General features: G+C 71.9%; 20 protein-coding genes. 6 read left to right on the top strand and 14 right to left on the bottom strand.

All coding sequences use genetic code 11. The features are described from left to right. The first annotated feature begins 49 nt into the window (after window positions 1–49). The 4 genes from ABD295_RS08210 to ABD295_RS08200 all read left to right on the top strand — a co-directional run bounded on the left by ABD295_RS08210 (window position 50) and on the right by ABD295_RS08200 (window position 1,583). Entirely contained in the window at window positions 50–277 is a 228-nt protein-coding gene (locus ABD295_RS08210; RefSeq protein ID WP_344303197.1) for a hypothetical protein, read from the top strand. After that, a complete protein-coding gene (locus ABD295_RS21150; RefSeq protein WP_425574012.1) occupies window positions 259–402 on the top strand; it encodes a lysoplasmalogenase family protein in 144 nt (47 codons plus the stop codon). Before ABD295_RS08210 ends, ABD295_RS21150 begins: the two co-directional genes overlap by 19 nt. 93 nt (window positions 403–495) lie before the next feature. Further along, window positions 496–1,065, top strand: coding sequence for a universal stress protein (locus tag ABD295_RS08205; RefSeq protein WP_344303196.1), 570 nt, complete (start codon window positions 496–498; stop codon window positions 1,063–1,065). 68 nt (window positions 1,066–1,133) lie between these two features. Further along, entirely contained in the window at window positions 1,134–1,583 is a 450-nt protein-coding gene (locus tag ABD295_RS08200; protein WP_344303195.1) for a nitroreductase/quinone reductase family protein, read from the top strand. A 5-nt stretch (window positions 1,584–1,588) separates the two neighbouring features. On the opposite strand, the gene ABD295_RS08195 is transcribed toward ABD295_RS08200, so the two are convergent. The 4 genes from ABD295_RS08195 to ABD295_RS08180 all read right to left on the bottom strand — a co-directional run bounded on the left by ABD295_RS08195 (window position 1,589) and on the right by ABD295_RS08180 (window position 3,762). After that, window positions 1,589–1,957 carry a VOC family protein gene (locus ABD295_RS08195; protein ID WP_344303194.1) on the bottom strand — a complete coding sequence of 123 codons (369 nt, stop codon included), beginning with the start codon at window positions 1,955–1,957 and terminating at the stop codon, window positions 1,589–1,591. 49 nt (window positions 1,958–2,006) lie between these two features. After that, window positions 2,007–2,951: an AMIN-like domain-containing (lipo)protein gene (locus tag ABD295_RS08190; RefSeq protein WP_344303193.1), complete on the bottom strand. Its 945-nt coding sequence runs from the start codon at window positions 2,949–2,951 to the stop codon at window positions 2,007–2,009. 163 nt (window positions 2,952–3,114) lie between these two features. Further along, the gene (locus tag ABD295_RS08185; RefSeq protein WP_344303192.1) at window positions 3,115–3,429 is read right to left on the bottom strand and encodes a class I fructose-bisphosphate aldolase; all 315 of its coding nucleotides are present in this window, start codon (window positions 3,427–3,429) and stop codon (window positions 3,115–3,117) included. Window positions 3,430–3,438: 9 nt separating this feature from the next. Next, window positions 3,439–3,762, bottom strand: a complete 324-nt coding sequence (locus tag ABD295_RS08180; protein WP_344303191.1) for a hypothetical protein — start codon at window positions 3,760–3,762, stop codon at window positions 3,439–3,441. A 235-nt stretch (window positions 3,763–3,997) separates the two neighbouring features. Here ABD295_RS08180 and ABD295_RS08175 point away from each other — a divergent pair, with 235 nt between their 5' ends. Next, on the top strand, window positions 3,998–4,378 hold the full coding sequence (locus ABD295_RS08175; RefSeq protein ID WP_344303190.1) for a hypothetical protein: 381 nt from the start codon (window positions 3,998–4,000) through the stop codon (window positions 4,376–4,378). Between the two features lie 33 nt (window positions 4,379–4,411). On the opposite strand, the gene ABD295_RS08170 is transcribed toward ABD295_RS08175, so the two are convergent. From ABD295_RS08170 to ABD295_RS08150, 5 genes are all read right to left on the bottom strand, one after another. Beyond that, entirely contained in the window at window positions 4,412–6,961 is a 2,550-nt protein-coding gene (locus ABD295_RS08170; protein ID WP_344303189.1) for a cation-translocating P-type ATPase, read from the bottom strand. 74 nt (window positions 6,962–7,035) lie between these two features. Further along, window positions 7,036–7,704: a hypothetical protein gene (locus ABD295_RS08165; RefSeq protein ID WP_344303188.1), complete on the bottom strand. Its 669-nt coding sequence runs from the start codon at window positions 7,702–7,704 to the stop codon at window positions 7,036–7,038. Window positions 7,705–7,707: 3 nt separating this feature from the next. Beyond that, window positions 7,708–8,721 carry a type I glyceraldehyde-3-phosphate dehydrogenase gene (gene gap / locus ABD295_RS08160; RefSeq protein WP_344303187.1) on the bottom strand — a complete coding sequence of 338 codons (1,014 nt, stop codon included), beginning with the start codon at window positions 8,719–8,721 and terminating at the stop codon, window positions 7,708–7,710. Between the two features lie 246 nt (window positions 8,722–8,967). Next, window positions 8,968–9,555, bottom strand: a complete 588-nt coding sequence (locus ABD295_RS08155; RefSeq protein WP_344303186.1) for a hypothetical protein — start codon at window positions 9,553–9,555, stop codon at window positions 8,968–8,970. Between the two features lie 149 nt (window positions 9,556–9,704). After that, window positions 9,705–10,631, bottom strand: coding sequence for a universal stress protein (locus ABD295_RS08150; RefSeq protein ID WP_344303185.1), 927 nt, complete (start codon window positions 10,629–10,631; stop codon window positions 9,705–9,707). A gap of 239 nt (window positions 10,632–10,870) precedes the next feature. Here ABD295_RS08150 and ABD295_RS08145 point away from each other — a divergent pair, with 239 nt between their 5' ends. Continuing rightward, the gene (locus ABD295_RS08145; protein WP_344303184.1) at window positions 10,871–11,833 is read left to right on the top strand and encodes a universal stress protein; all 963 of its coding nucleotides are present in this window, start codon (window positions 10,871–10,873) and stop codon (window positions 11,831–11,833) included. 4 nt (window positions 11,834–11,837) lie between these two features. Here the strand turns inward: ABD295_RS08145 and ABD295_RS08140 are convergent, their stop codons facing one another. From ABD295_RS08140 to ABD295_RS08120, 5 genes are all read right to left on the bottom strand, one after another. After that, window positions 11,838–12,113, bottom strand: coding sequence for a hypothetical protein (locus tag ABD295_RS08140; RefSeq protein WP_344303183.1), 276 nt, complete (start codon window positions 12,111–12,113; stop codon window positions 11,838–11,840). Window positions 12,114–12,475: 362 nt separating this feature from the next. Then, window positions 12,476–13,027, bottom strand: coding sequence for a flavodoxin family protein (locus ABD295_RS08135; protein ID WP_344303182.1), 552 nt, complete (start codon window positions 13,025–13,027; stop codon window positions 12,476–12,478). Window positions 13,028–13,082: 55 nt separating this feature from the next. Next, a complete protein-coding gene (locus tag ABD295_RS08130; protein WP_344303181.1) occupies window positions 13,083–13,265 on the bottom strand; it encodes a hypothetical protein in 183 nt (60 codons plus the stop codon). 11 nt (window positions 13,266–13,276) lie between these two features. Continuing rightward, window positions 13,277–14,293 carry an alcohol dehydrogenase AdhP gene (gene adhP / locus ABD295_RS08125; protein ID WP_344303180.1) on the bottom strand — a complete coding sequence of 339 codons (1,017 nt, stop codon included), beginning with the start codon at window positions 14,291–14,293 and terminating at the stop codon, window positions 13,277–13,279. Beyond that, the gene (locus ABD295_RS08120; RefSeq protein ID WP_344303179.1) at window positions 14,290–15,198 is read right to left on the bottom strand and encodes a universal stress protein; all 909 of its coding nucleotides are present in this window, start codon (window positions 15,196–15,198) and stop codon (window positions 14,290–14,292) included. The genes adhP and ABD295_RS08120 overlap by 4 nt, the downstream gene beginning before the upstream one ends. Between the last annotated feature and the right edge of the window lie 9 nt (window positions 15,199–15,207).

Genomic DNA, 15,207 nt, shown 5'->3' with positions numbered 1-15,207 from the left:
GGGTGCGGGCGGGGTGGTGCGGGCGGGGTGGGTCCGTCAGTCTGGGGTGATGGCACCCACCCGTGTCGAGGTCGAGCGCGCCTACGTCGTCGTGGCGTGTGTCGACACGCTGCTCGCCGCCGGCCTGGGGCCGCGCCGGGCCAGGTGGCTGACCAAGCCCGCGCTGGTGCCGCTGCTGGCCGCCGGGCTCGTCGCGGAGCCGTCGAGCCCGGGGCCGACCGGGGCCGGGCGTCGATCCTGCCCGGGGCCGTCTTGTTCGTGGTGTCGGACGGGTTGATCGGTCTAAAGATGTTCGTCCTGCGCCGACCTCGGCCAGGCCTCGACGGTGCCGTGATGGCGACCTACACCGCCGCCCAGTGGGGCATCCGCCGAGGATGGACGACGGAGGCGGCGCCGGCGTAGGCGCGCCGCAACGTCCAAGGGGTCGGGACCTTCTGCCCTGTCGGAACGTCCGTCGCGGCGAGAGGCTGGACCCCACGAGGAGGCGGATGACCGGTGACCGGAGCGCGACAGGAACAGCAGGCGTCCAGCGGGCGCGTCGTCGTAGGCGTGCACGGGTCGGCCTCCAGCATGGACGCCCTGCGTTGGGCGGCCAAGATCGCGCGTGACCGGGGGTGGGAGCTGGAGATCGTCGCCGTCTGGCCGGACGCGGACGAGGTGTTCATCCGCGATGTCCCCGGTCGCTACATGGTGGCGCGGGGTGCGGCGATGGCCGCACTGAATCGCGCAGTCGCCGCCGTCCTGGAGTACGACCCTGGGGTCAGCACCTTCCTGATGAACTCCCGCCCTGCCCAGGCTCTGCTGGCCCGCGGCCATGAAGCCGACCTCGTCGTCGTCGGCGCCGGACGCCCGCAGGCCGAGCGCGATCGAAGGGCGGTCGGCGACGAGCTCGCGGCGCGCTCGTGCCCGGTCCTCGTCGTCAGCAGCGACTTGGCAGCCCGCGACGAGGCAGCCGAGGACGCCCCGCAGCTGCGGGCCGAACCGCGCACGGGCGGTGAGCGCGCCCGTCACGGCCGCAGGAGTCGCGCCGGCCGCAACGCCCCGTTGGTCGGCTCGAACCAGTGACCGAGCGCCCAACCGAGGGCCCGACCGATGGCAGAGCCAGTCCCACGACGGGTGCGCGGCGTCGTCCGGTGCACGCTCCGCCGCGCTGGTTCGTGCACGCCTTCTGGCACGCGCACCGTTGGGTGGTCCGGGTGTCGCGGGGCCGGGTCGGTCTCTGGCGAGCCGGGTCGAAGCGGTGGGGGACGTTGCGGCTCACCACCACCGGCCGGTACAGCGGCCGTCCCCGCGACGTGCTGCTGGGCTACTTCGAGGACGCTGACCACCTCGTCACGCTGGCCATGAACGGGTGGGGTGCGCCGGAGCCCGCCTGGTGGCTCAACCTTCAAGCCCGCCCCGAGGCGGTCGCGCTGACGCGCGACGGGCTGGTGCGCGTGCACGCCCGAGCGGCGGAGGGTGCGGAGCGCGACCGGCTGTGGTCGCGCTGGGCGGAGATCGACGACCGGTTGGACGAGTACGCCGCACTCAGGCCGCGACCCACCGCCGTCGTGGTCCTCGAGCCACGCGCTCCCGGGGTCTGAGGGAGTCAGGCCACCTCGCCTGGCGCGGGCTCCAGCATGCCGAGGACGTGCCCCTCCGGGTCCGCGAACATCGCGAAGCGTCCGACACCGGGCACGGTCATGGGGCCGATGACCTCCTTGCCGCCGAGCTCGATCGCGTGCTCGACGGCCTGCTCGAGGTCCTCGACCTGCACGTAGAAGGTGAGGTAGGACGGCACCTCGTCGGCGACCTGGAGGATCCCTCCTCCGATGCCGCTGTGCCCGTCCGGGACCAGCCAGTACTCCGGACCGGCCGGCACGACCTCCCACCCGAACATCTCCCGCAGGAAACTCCCCAGTGCGGGCGCGTTGCGCGCCCCGATCTCCCAGTGCACCACCGGGCTGTGCGTCGTCATCTCCGATCTCCTCCTCGTGCAACGTCACGTCTCGCCGGCCTCGCGCCGCTCACGGCTCGAGACACGCCGGGATCGAGTCGGTGTTGCCCGTGGGGCTGCCCGTCGTCCCGTCCGGGGCGAGGACCTTCACCCAGTCGACGCTGGCGAACTGCCTCAGCGTCGGCATGATCTCGCCGGCGACGGTGACGGTGGACCCGTCGCTGCTGCAACCGCCCGTCAGACGCACACGGGCGATGCGGTCCGCGATCCCCAGGTCGTCATAGCTGGTCGCATGTGAACGCAACAGCCGCAGCCCGTCTGCGTGCTCGCGCGGCACCGGTCCCGCGAAGAGCCGGTCCATCACGCCCGTGGCGGGCGACCCGGGCAGCACCGGGCGCTTCGTGGCGACGAAGAAGGGCTCCTCGTTGGCCAGGTAGGCGTCGCGGTCGAAGAAATAGACCTCGCGGTCGACCGTGCGGAACGCCGCCCGGACGTCGAGGACGACCCGGCTTGGGTTCTCCCGGGACGAGACCCGGAACCGGGTCCGCCTGGCCAGGCCGACGCCGTACGTCGTCACAGCCTCGAAGTCGCCCGCCCGCACCGTCGTCATGACGTTGGGGAGCGCGTACGCCGTGCGCGCGGCGACGGTCTCGCCGCTGTCGTCGTGGGCCTGGGCGTCCGAGAACCGCACGCGCAGGACCGCCTGCCCGGCGATCCGGACCGGAAGCCCTGAGCCGTCGCCGACCAGCCGGTCGACGTAGCGCGCCGAGACGTGCTCGGGGAGGCCGCCGTCGAAGCGGAACACGACCCGGTCGTGGCCGCGGCGGTGTGAGGCCGTGATCGACACGACCGTCGGTGTCTCAGGCGACGCGCTCGCGCGCACCGGGGACACCGCGGCGTCGACGGGGGCCGGCGGCAGCGCCAGCAGCGCCGCCGACAGGGCCGACGTCAGGGCCGACGTCAGGGCCAACGTCAGGGCCAGGGACACGGCCGGGCCGAGTCGGTGCTTCCTCATGAGTCACCACCCGGGTGTCCAGGTCGAGTTCGGGGTCGGTTTCGGGGCCGGTTCTGGGGGCGTCCGGTCGCGGTACTGCTCCGAGCGCAGTTAGCGCCGCAGCGCCGCGGTCACGGCGGCGGCGGACGACCCGGCTCTCGACGACGCGACGGTCGTCACCGCCTCACGGGCAGCCCTCAGGTTCTCCCACCTCGACGTGTCGGCCATCCTGCTCACCTCCACCGCTCTCGTTCGCTGTGGAGGGACGAGGATACTGACGGACCGTCTCGTCGAAGAGGATGACTCCTCCGATGTGCTCGTCGAGGCCGTCTGTGGTGAACAGCATCTCGCGGTAGTCACGTCGCACCGGTTCGGTCGACTCCACGTCGATGGCCGCCAGTCGCTTGGCCATCGTGGGGGTGCTCTCGTCGGCGGCCAGCACTCCCTTGCCGGGCGCGACCAGCGCGCGAGCGTTCGTCACCATGGCCTCGATGTCCATGGTCGTCGCCTATTCGGTGCCGTAGTCGGGCAGCGGGAGGAGCGCGAGGGGGCAGCCGTCCACCTGGTCCCTGCGCAGCGTCACCTTCAGCGGAGCCGAGGGAGGGCCAGGTGTGTGGCCAGGTGTGTGGCCAGGTGTGTGGCCAGGTGTGTGGGGAGGTGTGTGAGCGGAGTGGTCGGCCACCACGAACAACGTGGCCGCGTCGGACCAGCGGTCCACGATCTCCCCGATGGCCTCCTCGCTGGCGCAACACTCGCGCCCCACGAGGTGGTCGTGGTCGTAGATGCGCACCTCGAGGTCGGATGCCTGGGTGTCGTCCATGGTTGCGGTCATCGCCGTGCTCCTCGGTCTTGTCTGGTTCCAGCCTCGCCGCCCGCTGTGCGTCCGGTCAGGGCTGAACGTCCCGTGGCGCGGGGCCGAGGGTCCCGGGCGCCACGTGGCGGTGGGCTGGTGTCGGTGGGCTGGTGTCGGTGGGCATGGTGTCCAAGGCCCTCCGGGCAGGCGACCTTGTCCTCTGCTCCTACGGCGTCGGCCGCGCGAGGCTGGAGGTGGTGAAAGGAGGTGCCCCATGAGGCTCAAGGTGAAGGACCTGGTCGCCACCACGCTGGTGGCGGCCGTCGCCGTGCCCTACGTCGGCTACCTCGTCCGTGGCGAGATGCCGTTCATCGAGGACGCTCGCGGGATGTCGGCCGTAGGGCTGGCTCTCGGTGGTCTGGCGTACTGGGTGATCGCGCGCGGTGACCGGCTCGCAGGATTCGGCCTCGTCGCGACCTACGCGGCCGTGGTCAGCCTGCTCGCGGGATTCGTCGCGCTGCTGTTCGCGGAGTTCGCCGCCGCTGAGGCGCTGCTGGCCATCTTCATGGTCACGATCGTGGTCGTCCTGGCCATGAAGCTCAGCGAGCACGCGGGCGCCGTGCACTGGCACGGCACCACGGGGGCGGCCCGCTAGGGCCGTCCGCACCCTGACGGGTCGGGACCGGTGTCACCGGGACCGACCCGTCTCGCTGCGCCCAGCAGGCGTGCGGCGGGCGACGCGGGCCGCGACGAACCCGACGACGCCGACGGCCAGGGAGGCGGCCAGGTCGGCGACCGGCAGGGTCGTGGTGCCGAGGAGGGTGTGCAGCACCGGCAAGTAGACACCGGCCACCGACAGCGACAGGGAACCCGCGACGGCGGCGGGCAGGAGGGGGTTCGCTCGCGTCAGGAAGGAGGAGCGCAGCCCGAGCGCGACCCCGAGCTGGAGGCTCGTGAGGGCGACGAAGACCAGGCTCTGCCAGGCGCGGTCGGCGCCCTGCGCCCAGACCCCCAGTCCGAGGGTGGCCACCGCCAGGACGGCGCTCAGCGCGAGGACCCGCTCCCAGAGACCGCCGCCGAGGACGCTGTGTCCCGGAGGACGCGGGGGTCTGCGCATCTGGGCGGGGTCCGCAGGCTCCGCGCCGAGGGCGACGCCGGTGAGGCCGTGCGTGAGCAGGTTGACCCAGAGGATCTGCGCGGCGAGGAGCGGCACGGCCAACCCCACGAACGGCCCGAGGAGCATGACCAGGATCTCCGCGGCGCCTCCGGCCATGGCGAAGAGCAGGAACCTGCGGATGTTGGTGTAGACCCGGCGACCCTCCTCGACCGCCGCGACGACGGTGTCGAGGTTGTCGTCCGCGAGCACCAGGTCGGCGGCCTGACGGGCGACCTCGGTGCCTCGATGCCCCATCGCGACGCCGATGTCGGCGCTGCGCAGGGCGGGTCCGTCGTTGACGCCGTCACCGGTCATGGCGACGACCGCACCGCGGTCCTGCCAGGCGCGCACGATGTCGAGCTTCTGCTCCGGGGTGCAGCGGGCGAACACCCGCACGGTGGTGAGGTCCGGCACGGAGCCGGCGGAGATCTCGGGGCCCGTCGCGACCGACCCGGTCGCGGCTGCCTCGACGTCGGTGAGCAGGCCGACGCGGGTGGCGACGGCCAAGGCTGTGGCCGGGTGGTCGCCGGTGATCAGGATGGGATGGATCCCGGCGGCCTTGCACGAGGCGAGGGTGTCGCGAGCGGCTCGCTTCACCGGGTCGCGCATCGAGACCAGGCCGAGGAGCCGGTGCTCGGCCTGCTCCCAGTCCCGCCCGTTCAGGACCTCGGCGGAGGTGACGGCCAGGACCCGTGCTCCCAGCGCGGCCCAGGTCTCGGCCCGGGCCCCGGCCTCTGCCCAGGCCGCGCGGTCGGCTCCCTGTCCGTGCCGAGCGCGCAGTGCCTCCACGGATCCCTTGCTCACGACCAACATGGCCTCCGGGGACTCGCCGCCGAGCCGATGGGTCGTGGTCATCTGCTGGTCCGCGGAGTCGAAGGGCACCTCGGCGACGCGTGGCCACGTCTTCTCCAGGTCCCCGCGGAACAGGCCGGCACCTGCGGCGACGAGCAGCAGTGCCACCTCGGTGGGGTCGCCGAGACCGCTCCAGGGCGAGCCCGCCCCTGCCGGTGGTACCAGCGACGCGTCGTTGCACAGCGCCGAGGCCCGGAGCAGCTCGGCGACGTCGGGGGCTTGGTCCAGGTCGATCGACCCGTCCTCGCCGAGCAGCACCGGGCCGCGCCCAGGCGTCCACAGGGCGTCGACCGCCATCCGCGCCTGCGTCAGCGTGCCCGTCTTGTCGGTCGCCAGCACCGTGACGGAACCGAGCGTCTCCACCGCGGGGAGGCGCCTGATCAGGGCGTGCCGGGCCACCATGCGCCGAGCGCCCAGCGCCAGGCTCAGGGTCACGACGGCGGGGAGGGACTCCGGCACGGCGGCGACCGCGAGGCTGACGGCGGTGACCAGCATGGCCTCGAGGGGCTGGCCGCGCAGCAGCCCCAGCACGAGCACCAGCGCGCACATCGCGACGGCCACGATCGCCAGCCAGCGGCCGAGCTCTGCGAGCCGTCGCTGGAGAGGAGTGGGCTGCACCCGGGTGTCCGTCAGCTCGGCGATGCGCCCGAGCCCGCTCGCGGCACCGGTGCGACGCACGACCGCGACCGCCCGGCCCTTCACGACCACGCTCCCGGACGCCAGCTCGTCGGCCGACTCGTGCGGGTCGGCGGAGTGGAGGCCGTCGGGCGCGAACTTCGCGACCGCGACGGACTCGCCCGTCAGGGCCGACTCGTCGACCAGGAGGCTCGTCGCCTCGAGCAGCTCGCAGTCGGCTGGGACGATGTCGCCCTCACCCAGCAGCACCACGTCGTCGGCGACCAGCTCAGCGGACGGCACGGACGTGACGGTGCCGTCGCGCAGCGCCCTGGCCGACGCGCTGGTCAGCTGGGCGAGAGCGGTGATCGCGCGGTCGGCCTTCAGCTCCTGAGCGACCCCCACGGTGGTGTTGGCGAGCACGACGAGGGCGATGACCGCCGCGTCGCTGAGGTCGCCCGTGATCACGGTCAGCGCGAAAGCAGCGATCAGGACGAGCACGAGCGGGTCGCGCAGCTGGGCGCCGATGCTCGACCAGACCGAGAGCCGGCGGCGGCGTACCACCTCGTTGGCCCCCGAGGTCGCCAGCCGACGCTGAGCCTCGGCGGTGCTCAACCCCGGCCCGGCCCGGTCCGATGTCTCTCGTGGTCCCGGAGGAAGGGGCGGCGACGCAGGTCCGACCTGCGGCCTCACCGACGTTCCCGCTCGTTCTGGCGCCGGGCCAGCTCGATCCCGGCGTCCCAGCCGGGAGCTCGCCCGCCGCCAGGTGGATCACCGGGGTCGATGCCGGAGCAGGCCAGCAGCCAGGCTACGACGGAGTTGGAGTTCCACATCTCCCCGGTGCGCAGCTGGTCGCGTCCCCACACCGGCGTGGGGCACTGGGCGACCAGGGCCAGCAGCTGCAGTGCGGCTCGAGGGTCGTCGCTGAGGTGCGTCGGCCCCGAGACCGCGTAGTCCTGGTCGGGGATCACCCCGTGGGGCCAGCGGCGGATCTCGTAGCGAAACCAACGGCTCGAACCGAGAGGCGTGGCACCGACCGCGCCGGTGCCCATGATGCTGCGCGCGTCCGGGGCCGGGCGAGACCAGGCCGGGGCGACCTCGATCACGAAAGCCACGTCCTCGACGACGACCCTGAGTGCGCTGTGGAAGAGCGCCGCGGCGGGCCGGTGCTGGCGCCAGGCGCTGAGAGCCTCGTACAGAAGCCCGCTCGCGTGCACGACGGGGGAGCCGCCGGCGCCCAGCGGGATCCACCACAGCTGCACGTCCGCGGTCCACGTGCGCAGATCGTCCCGGTCGAGAGGTGCGCCGAGGCCGGGAGCGGGTCCCGTGACGCCGTCTCGGAGCAGGGCCGACCGCACGGGTCAGCCCTCGGTCCGGGGATGTCCTCCGACGAGCCGGGCGAGCTCGACGAGGCGGGTCGTGTACCCCCACTCGTTGTCGTACCAGCCGAAGACCTTGACCAGGCGGCCGGATGCTTGGGTGAGAGGGGCGTCGATGACGCAGGAGAAGGGATCGCCGATCACGTCGACGGAGACGAAGGGCTGGTCCTCGACGCGGAGCCGGCCGTGCAGGTCGCCGCCGGCCGCGGCCACGCGGAACGCTTCGTTGACCTCCTCCGCGGTGACGTCGCGATCGAGGAGAGCCGCGAGGTCGACAAGTGAACCGTCGACCACGGGTACGCGGAGCGCCAGGCCGTCGAGCCGACCCGCCACGTCGGGGACGACTAGGCCGACGGCCGCAGCGGCTCCAGTGGTCGTGGGCACGATGTTCACGGCCGCGGAACGGGCGCGACGCGGGTCCTTGTGCGGGCCGTCCAGGAGGTTCTGGTCACCGGTGTAGGCGTGCACGGTGGTCATGAACCCCTGCTGGACCCCGAACGCGTCGTGCAGCACCTTGACCATGGGCGCCACGCAGTTGGTGGTGCACGACGCGTTGGACACGACATCGTGGACAGCGGGGTCGTAGACGTGGTCGTTGATGCCCATCACGATCGTGACGTCCACCCCCTTGCCGGGGGCGGAGATGACGACCTTGCGGGCGCCCGCCTCGATGTGCCCTCCTGCTGTCTCACCGGACCGGAACCTGCCGGTGCAGTCGACAACGACGTCGACGGCCAGCTCGCCCCACGGAAGCTCGGCCGGAGTCGCCTGTTGGTACGCCGGGATCTTGTGACCGTCGATGATGAGGTAGCCGTCCTCGACGCGGATGTCTGCCGGGAAGGGCCCGAAGGTGCTGTCCCGACGGAGCAGGTGTGCGGTCGTCGTCAGGTCGGTGAGGTCGTTGACCGCCACGATCTCGATGTCGTCGTTGCCGGTCACTGCCTGCCGGAGGAAGGCGCGGCCGATCCTGCCCAGGCCGTTGATGGCGATCCTCATCTTCGTGTCCTTCCGTGTCGTGGCTCGTCTGTTTCAAGGATCTGGAGAACGGCTCTCCGCGAGCAGGGCCGCAGGTCCTGCCCGCCCGGGACTTGGGTCCTCGCCGCGCTCGTCCAAGACATGCCGACAAGACATGCCGACAAGACATGCCGACAGGACATGTGACCGGACATGCCACCGGACATGCCGAGACGGCGACCGACTCGGGGAGGTCGATCGCCGCTCGGAGTGTCGTGCGCTACCGGGTCAGCGGAGCGCTGCGTACTTGCGGACGAGGTGGGTCTTGGCCCAGGCCTTGCCGAAGCCCCACGTGTCGCCGGCCAGGGTGAAGAACAGGACGGTCATCGCGATGGCACCGATGAGGTGGTCGTCGAAGACCGGGTTGTTCTCGGGCACCATGACCGCGCCGTACATGAACAGGTACATGACGAACCCGGAGATCGCGCCGATCCTCATCCCGACACCGAGGGTGAGGGTGAGGCCGATGCCGAGGAGGCCGAGCATGAACAGCCAGTCGACGATCGCGTAGCCGGCGAGGTTGTTGTAGAAGCTCGCGAAGGGCGAGTCCGGGTTGACGCCGAAGGTGAGGAAGCCCTCGGTTGGGCTGCCGCCGTTGATCCAGGCCGCGTCGCCGAACCGGTCGAGGACGCCTTCCTGGTTGTAGCCGGTGTGGTAGCCCAGGGCCAGCAGCTTGTCGAAGAAGGCCCACAGGAACGTGAGCCCGAAGCCGATGCGGAGCGCGGCCAGGGCCATGCGGGCCGGGCCGCTCGTGACGATCTCGTCCTCGACGTGAACGTCGGTGACGCTCGGGACGGGGCGGTGCAGCGTGGTCATTTGAGATCCCTCCCTTTCGAGGAGCGTGGTGTATCTGTTGTTGGCAAGACCACGATCTCGCTGGGGGGTGCCTCCTCGGCAGGGTCGGAGTGACTGCCTCGGGCGGACGTTGGTCCCGAGTCCTCGTGACCGCAGACCCCTCGGGCACGTCAGGGCGCCGTGGGGACTTCGGGAACGACGACGACCGAGCAGGAGCTGTGCTCCAGGATCGAGATCGCGGTCCCGCCGACGAGCTGCCCGCGCCGGCCGTCGTGGCGACCTACGACCAGCAGGTCCATGCGACCAGCCAGGCTGGTCAGCGCCTGGTCAGGGCGGCCGCGGGCGAGGTGGACGGTGGTGTGGACGTCGGGGTGGTCCTCCCGCAGGCCTGCGATCGTCTCGGCGACCTGGAGTCGCTCCTCGTCGACGTCCTGGAGCGCGTCACCGCTGACCAGGTGGGGCCCCGTTGCGGTGGCCTCCAGCTCGGACCGGCTGTGGACGATCGTCAGCGGGAGCCGATGGCTGGATGCGAGACGGAAGGCGACCTCGAGCGTGCTGCGTGAGTGTGCGGTGGCGCCGATGCCGACCAGGACCCCCTGCCGTACGACGCCGACCCGCCTCGGCCGGTGCACCGCGACGGGGCAGGCAGCACGCTCGGCGACCACGACGCCGACCGAGCCGAGGAGCAGACGGCCCACAGGGCCGCGTCCGTGCGAGCCCACGACGACGAGGGACGCACGTCTCGACAGCCCGACGAGGAGCTCGGCCGCATCCTCGATCCCCACGAACCTCTCGATCCGCACGTCGTCGCCTGCGCGTCTCCGAGCGCGCTCGTAGCCGTGCTCGAGGGCGTCCTCACCCACCTTGACCAGCTTGTCGCGCAGCTGCTCGGCGTCGAGGACGGTGCGCTCGGCCCAGGCAGGGCCGGAGGCGTGCGCCAGGACCAAGGGCCGTCCCTGGGCCCGTGCGTGGTCGATCGCCCAGTCCAGGACGATGTCCGTCAAGATCGCGTCGACCCCGACGACGACGGCGCCGTACGGCACCAGCGAGGGATTGGTGACGACGGGGTGGTGCTGCTCGCGCGCGTGAGTGGTCATGGCTGGTCGCCTCGCAGGTCGATGGAGTCTTCCGTCCGAGCCTCTTGCCCTCCGGCCGTGGTGGTCAGGGCCGGCGGTCCCCGCCGATGGGGGCCTTGGTCCCGCGCGCAGCATCCTGATGACGAAGGTCCCGTGGGTGATCTGCCCGAAGGCCCTGCCCGGCCATGGCCAGCCGACGGACAGTGTCGGAAGGCGGTCGCACCGGCGCCAGGACCGACCCCAGGACTTAGGAGAAGACCATGTCGAAACGCGATTCGGCTCACGTCGTCGTGGCGGTGGACGGCACCCCGGGCAGCGCAGGGGCACTGCGCTACGGGATCCAGGAGGCGATCCTCCGAGGGGTCGGACTCCGGCTGGTCCACGTGAGTCCGGGCTACTCGGCGCTCGCGAGCGTCGACGTCTCCCTCGACATGGTCGAGCTCCCCAGGATCGGCAACGACATCCTCGGCCGGGCGGCCGAGCAGGTGCGCGAGGCCGATCCGGACGTGTTCGTGGAGCGGATGCTCGTCCGGGGCCACCGAGTCGCGGAGATCGTGGACGCCGCCGTCGACGCCGATCTGCTGGTGGTGGGCCGCGAGTCCCAGCAGGGAGTGGAGAGGCTGATGTTCGGTGCCGTGACCGCGAGCGTCGTCGCGCGCAGCCACGTCGACGTCGTCGTCGTCGATCCGACGTGGCAGGCCCGGGCCCGGGTCGGTGACTGGCACGGTCGCCTGGTGGCCGCGGTCAAGAGCCAGGAGCACGCCGACGCGCTCCTCGCGGACGCGTTCGCGGTCGCGACCGAGCGCCACCTCGACCTGGTGGTCCTGCACGCATGGGAGCTTCCCGACGCCTACCTCGACCTCATCGAGCAGCGCACCGAGGGTGCACGCTGGCGCGTCGAGGCGACCGAGCAGCTCGAGCAGATCCTGGCCACCTGGCGCAGCCGGTATCCCTTCGTCAAGGTGGAGGTGCGGGTCAAGCACGGTCATCCTGCGTCCAGGATCGTCGAGGCCGGCGAGAGCGCAGACCTCCTCATGCTGTTCCGCACACCGCACCGGGTGCCGTTGTGGCACCTCGGCACCACCGCTCGATCCGTCATCGCCCACAGCAGCACACCGGTGCACCTGGTCTGCCCGGCCAGGACGCGAGGGCAGCGCGACCACGCGGACGAGGTCCTGCTGCACGGGCACCAGCCGGTGCGCGCCGCCGGCGACTGGGGCTGACGGATCAGACGCCGTCCCGGCGATGCTTGCCGGGCGATGGTCCGGTGTCGGCTGCGGGTGAGCGACCGAGCGTGACCGCCATCAGCCTGTCGACCAGGCGGGTGACCTCGACAGCGGTCTGCTCCAGCGGCATGCCCAGCTGCTCAGCCGTCTGAGCGTTCGTGAGGCCGCGCAGGACGCACTCGGCCAGCGCGGCCTCACGCTCTGTCGGTGCGGGTTGCCATCGCTCGAGGTCTGCCCGGAGCCGGCGGCGTAGCCTCGCGACCTCGTCCGGGTCCATCAGGGGCTTCTCTGCTCCCACGCGACGGATTGCCGCGGCGATGTCGGAGCTGTGCGCCAGCTTGATGACGTAGCCGGCGGCGCCGGCGAGCAGCGACCTGGAGCCTGAGGTCGAGCACCATGACGTCGACGCTGAGGCCGGGGATCTCTCGCACCGCCATTCGGGCGGAGGCGGTGTCACCGACGACGTTGATGTCGTCCGCCATGACCAGGAGGTCGCGCAGGCCGCGACGCACGATGTCGTGGTCGTCCACGAGGTAGACCCGCAGCGACCTCGGCATGTAGCCCGGCATCCTGCAGTTCTACTCCCCGGCCACGCGGTCGTACTACTCCGACCGGGTCGCCGTGCCTCGCATCGCCGTCTCAGGAGCCCGAGCGACCAGGTGCCACCGGCACCGTCTCGGCGAGGGTCCGGGCCCATGTGGTCGCGCGGGTGATCTCGTCGGGCTCCAGAGGCCCCTTGACGTCGGTGACGAGGAAGACGCCCGGCGAACCGTGGGGGCGAAGCCCCCGGCGGCGCAGGAGGCTGATCATGGCGCGGTCGGCGGCCCAGCGCAGGTGGCGGACCTTGGTGGCCCTCGTGTCGAAGACGGCCACCGCGGGTGGACTGCCGTCCCAGGAGAGGTCCAGCAGCCAGTCCCTCATGCCGATGCGCGTCCGCTCGGACGGCGCGCCCTGCTTGACCGCGTCAGCGCGGGTGCTGTGCCGGCTCAGCGAGAACGCGTGCGTCGGTGCGCCGAGGACCACGAGGTCGTAGCCGAGGCGCAGCCGCTCCGGCGCCCAGACGACATTGTGGACATCGACCTCGAAGCCTGACTCACGCAAGCCGTCGGCGACGGCCTGCGCGACGCGCTCGGTGTTGCCGAACATCGACTCGTAGACGACGAGAGCTTGGGGACGGTTGGTGGTGGTCATGGCTCCTCACATTCAGCGTGGGAATTCAGCGTGGTTGTCGGGTTGGGTTGGATCGTCACGGGAACATCGGGTGGTCCCCGCCACCGAGCGCGAACGGCAGGACGACGAGGAATGCCAGCAGTGCGAACACCGCCAGGAACAGGACGCGGTCGCGGTGGTCTGCCCACTGCTTTCGACACCAGTCGGTCCAACCGGCGGCATGCTTGCCGGGTCGGGGAGTGGGCTGCGGCCGGGTCATGTGCGGAGCCCTCACAGCTCGAAGACCAGCCGCGCGCGCGCCCGTCCGGCGAGGACGTCGGCGACGGCCTCGTTGACGTCGTCGAGCTTGCGGGTCTCCGCCACCACGCGGGTGCGGCCCCGAGCGTGAAGGTCGAAGACCTCGGTGAGGTCCTGGCGGGTCCCGACGATCGAGCCGATGACCGAGATGCCCTTCAGCACCGTCGGGAAGATCGGGAGGGCCATGGGTCCGTCGGACTCGGGAGGCAGACCGACGCACACGAGACGTCCCCCACGGCGCAGTGACGCGAACGCCTGCTCGAACGCCGCGGGGATGACGGCCAGGACGACGGCGACGTCGGCACCGCCGAGGGCCTCGATGGCTGCCACGGGGTCGGTGGCGCTGGCGTCCACCACGTGGTCGGCGCCCAGCTCGGTCGCGAGCGCCAGCTTGTCCGGGTCGACGTCGACGGCGATGACGCTGCCGCCGACCAGGTGCGCGTACTGGACGGCCAGGTGGCCGAGACCGCCGACGCCGAAGACGGCGACCTTCTCGGCGGGGCGGATGCGGGCGACCTTGATGGCCTTGTACGTCGTCACGCCGGCGCAGGTCAGGGGGGCCGCGTCGACGGGGTCGATGCCGTCGGGAACCGGGACGACGTAGTCCGCGTCGGCGAGCGCGTACTCCGCGAACGAGCCGTCCACCGAGTAGCCGGTGTTGCGCTGCTGCAGGCAGAGCGTCTCCCAGCCGCTGATGCAGTAGTCGCAGTGGCCGCACGCGTGGCCGAGCCAGGGGATCGCGACGCGGTCGCCCACGCTGCGCACCTCGACGCCGTGGCCGACGGCCTCCACGATGCCGACGCCCTCGTGACCGGGCACGAAGGGTGGCTGCGGCTTGACCGGCCAGTCGCCGTGCGCGGCGTGGATGTCGGTGTGGCACAGGCCGCTGGCCTCGATGCGCACGAGCACCTGCCCCGCACCCGGCTCGGGCGTGGGCCGGTCCTGGATCTGCAGGGGTTCGGTGAAGCTGGTGACGACAGCGGCCTTCATGACGGGTTCCTCTCGGTTGTGGACCGGCTCAGGCTGGGAACGACCGCGACGGGGCAGTCGGAGCTCTCGACGACGGACACGGCGGTGGCCCTCGAGAGGCGGCGGGGCGGACCCTCACGCCCGACGACGAGCAGGTGCATCCGCGCGCCCAAGGACGTGAGGCATTCCTCGGGCCGGCCGCGTGCGACCAGCACCCGCGCGCGCACGTCGGGGTGCTCCTCGGCGAGTCCGGCCATCGCCTCCGCAACCTGCAGCCGCTCGCTCTCCAGGCGCAGCAGGGCGGCGCCGGTGACCAGGTGCGGTGTGTTGACCATGGCCTCGGAGTCCCACACGGCGTGGATGACGGTCAGCGGCCAGCCGCGCAGCGACGCCGCGTCGTACGCGAAGGCGAGCGTGTGAGGGGAGTGGCCAGTGGCGCTGCTTCCCACCGCGACCCCGTGGCGGACGAGGCCGGGATGGGCGTGCGGGCGGTGCACGATCACCGGACAGGCCGCCTGCTTGGAGACCCCGACGCTCACGGAGCCCAGGACGGTGCTCCGGATCGCGCCGCGCCCCCGCGACCCCAGCACGATCGCGCAGGCTCCGGACGACAACGTGACGAGCAGCTCCGTGGGGTCGCCCTCGGCGACGTGCCGGTGGAGGTCGAGCGAGGGTCCGGCACGGTGCCGGACATGCGCCGTGGCGTCATCGAGCAGGCGGGCGCTCTCGGCGCGTGCCACCGAGCGCGATCCCTCAGGGTCGAGCGCGTGCACCAGCACCAGCGGCCGCCCTCGCAAGAGCGCTTCGTCGACGGCCCAGTCGAGCGCTGCGGTCGCGCCGGTGAGCTCGTCGAGCCCGGCGACGACGGCCCCGGGGGGAACGAGCGCGCCGGCGGAGCGTCCTTCGGTGTGGGCGTGAGTGGTCACGGCGGGTTC

It is taken from the genome of Nocardioides bigeumensis, assembly GCF_039531755.1.
Classification (GTDB): Bacteria; Actinomycetota; Actinomycetes; order Propionibacteriales; family Nocardioidaceae; genus Nocardioides; species Nocardioides bigeumensis.
Note: the sequence above shows the minus strand (reverse complement) of the source record. Positions and strands in the feature narration are given on the sequence as shown.

Coding starts and splice junctions, on each gene's coding strand:
- ABD295_RS08140 (WP_344303183.1), bottom strand. CDS start 12,113: ATGGACCCGGACGAGGTCGCGAGGCTACGCCGCCGGCTCCGGGCAGAC.
- ABD295_RS08180 (WP_344303191.1), bottom strand. CDS start 3,762: ATGACCGCAACCATGGACGACACCCAGGCATCCGACCTCGAGGTGCGC.
- adhP (WP_344303180.1), bottom strand. CDS start 14,293: ATGAAGGCCGCTGTCGTCACCAGCTTCACCGAACCCCTGCAGATCCAG.
- ABD295_RS08185 (WP_344303192.1), bottom strand. CDS start 3,429: ATGGACATCGAGGCCATGGTGACGAACGCTCGCGCGCTGGTCGCGCCC.
- ABD295_RS08145 (WP_344303184.1), top strand. CDS start 10,871: ATGTCGAAACGCGATTCGGCTCACGTCGTCGTGGCGGTGGACGGCACC.
- ABD295_RS08135 (WP_344303182.1), bottom strand. CDS start 13,027: ATGACCACCACCAACCGTCCCCAAGCTCTCGTCGTCTACGAGTCGATG.
- ABD295_RS08155 (WP_344303186.1), bottom strand. CDS start 9,555: ATGACCACGCTGCACCGCCCCGTCCCGAGCGTCACCGACGTTCACGTC.
- ABD295_RS08175 (WP_344303190.1), top strand. CDS start 3,998: ATGAGGCTCAAGGTGAAGGACCTGGTCGCCACCACGCTGGTGGCGGCC.
- ABD295_RS08210 (WP_344303197.1), top strand. CDS start 50: ATGGCACCCACCCGTGTCGAGGTCGAGCGCGCCTACGTCGTCGTGGCG.
- ABD295_RS08150 (WP_344303185.1), bottom strand. CDS start 10,631: ATGACCACTCACGCGCGCGAGCAGCACCACCCCGTCGTCACCAATCCC.
- gap (WP_344303187.1), bottom strand. CDS start 8,721: ATGAGGATCGCCATCAACGGCCTGGGCAGGATCGGCCGCGCCTTCCTC.
- ABD295_RS08130 (WP_344303181.1), bottom strand. CDS start 13,265: ATGACCCGGCCGCAGCCCACTCCCCGACCCGGCAAGCATGCCGCCGGT.
- ABD295_RS08195 (WP_344303194.1), bottom strand. CDS start 1,957: ATGACGACGCACAGCCCGGTGGTGCACTGGGAGATCGGGGCGCGCAAC.
- ABD295_RS08190 (WP_344303193.1), bottom strand. CDS start 2,951: ATGAGGAAGCACCGACTCGGCCCGGCCGTGTCCCTGGCCCTGACGTTG.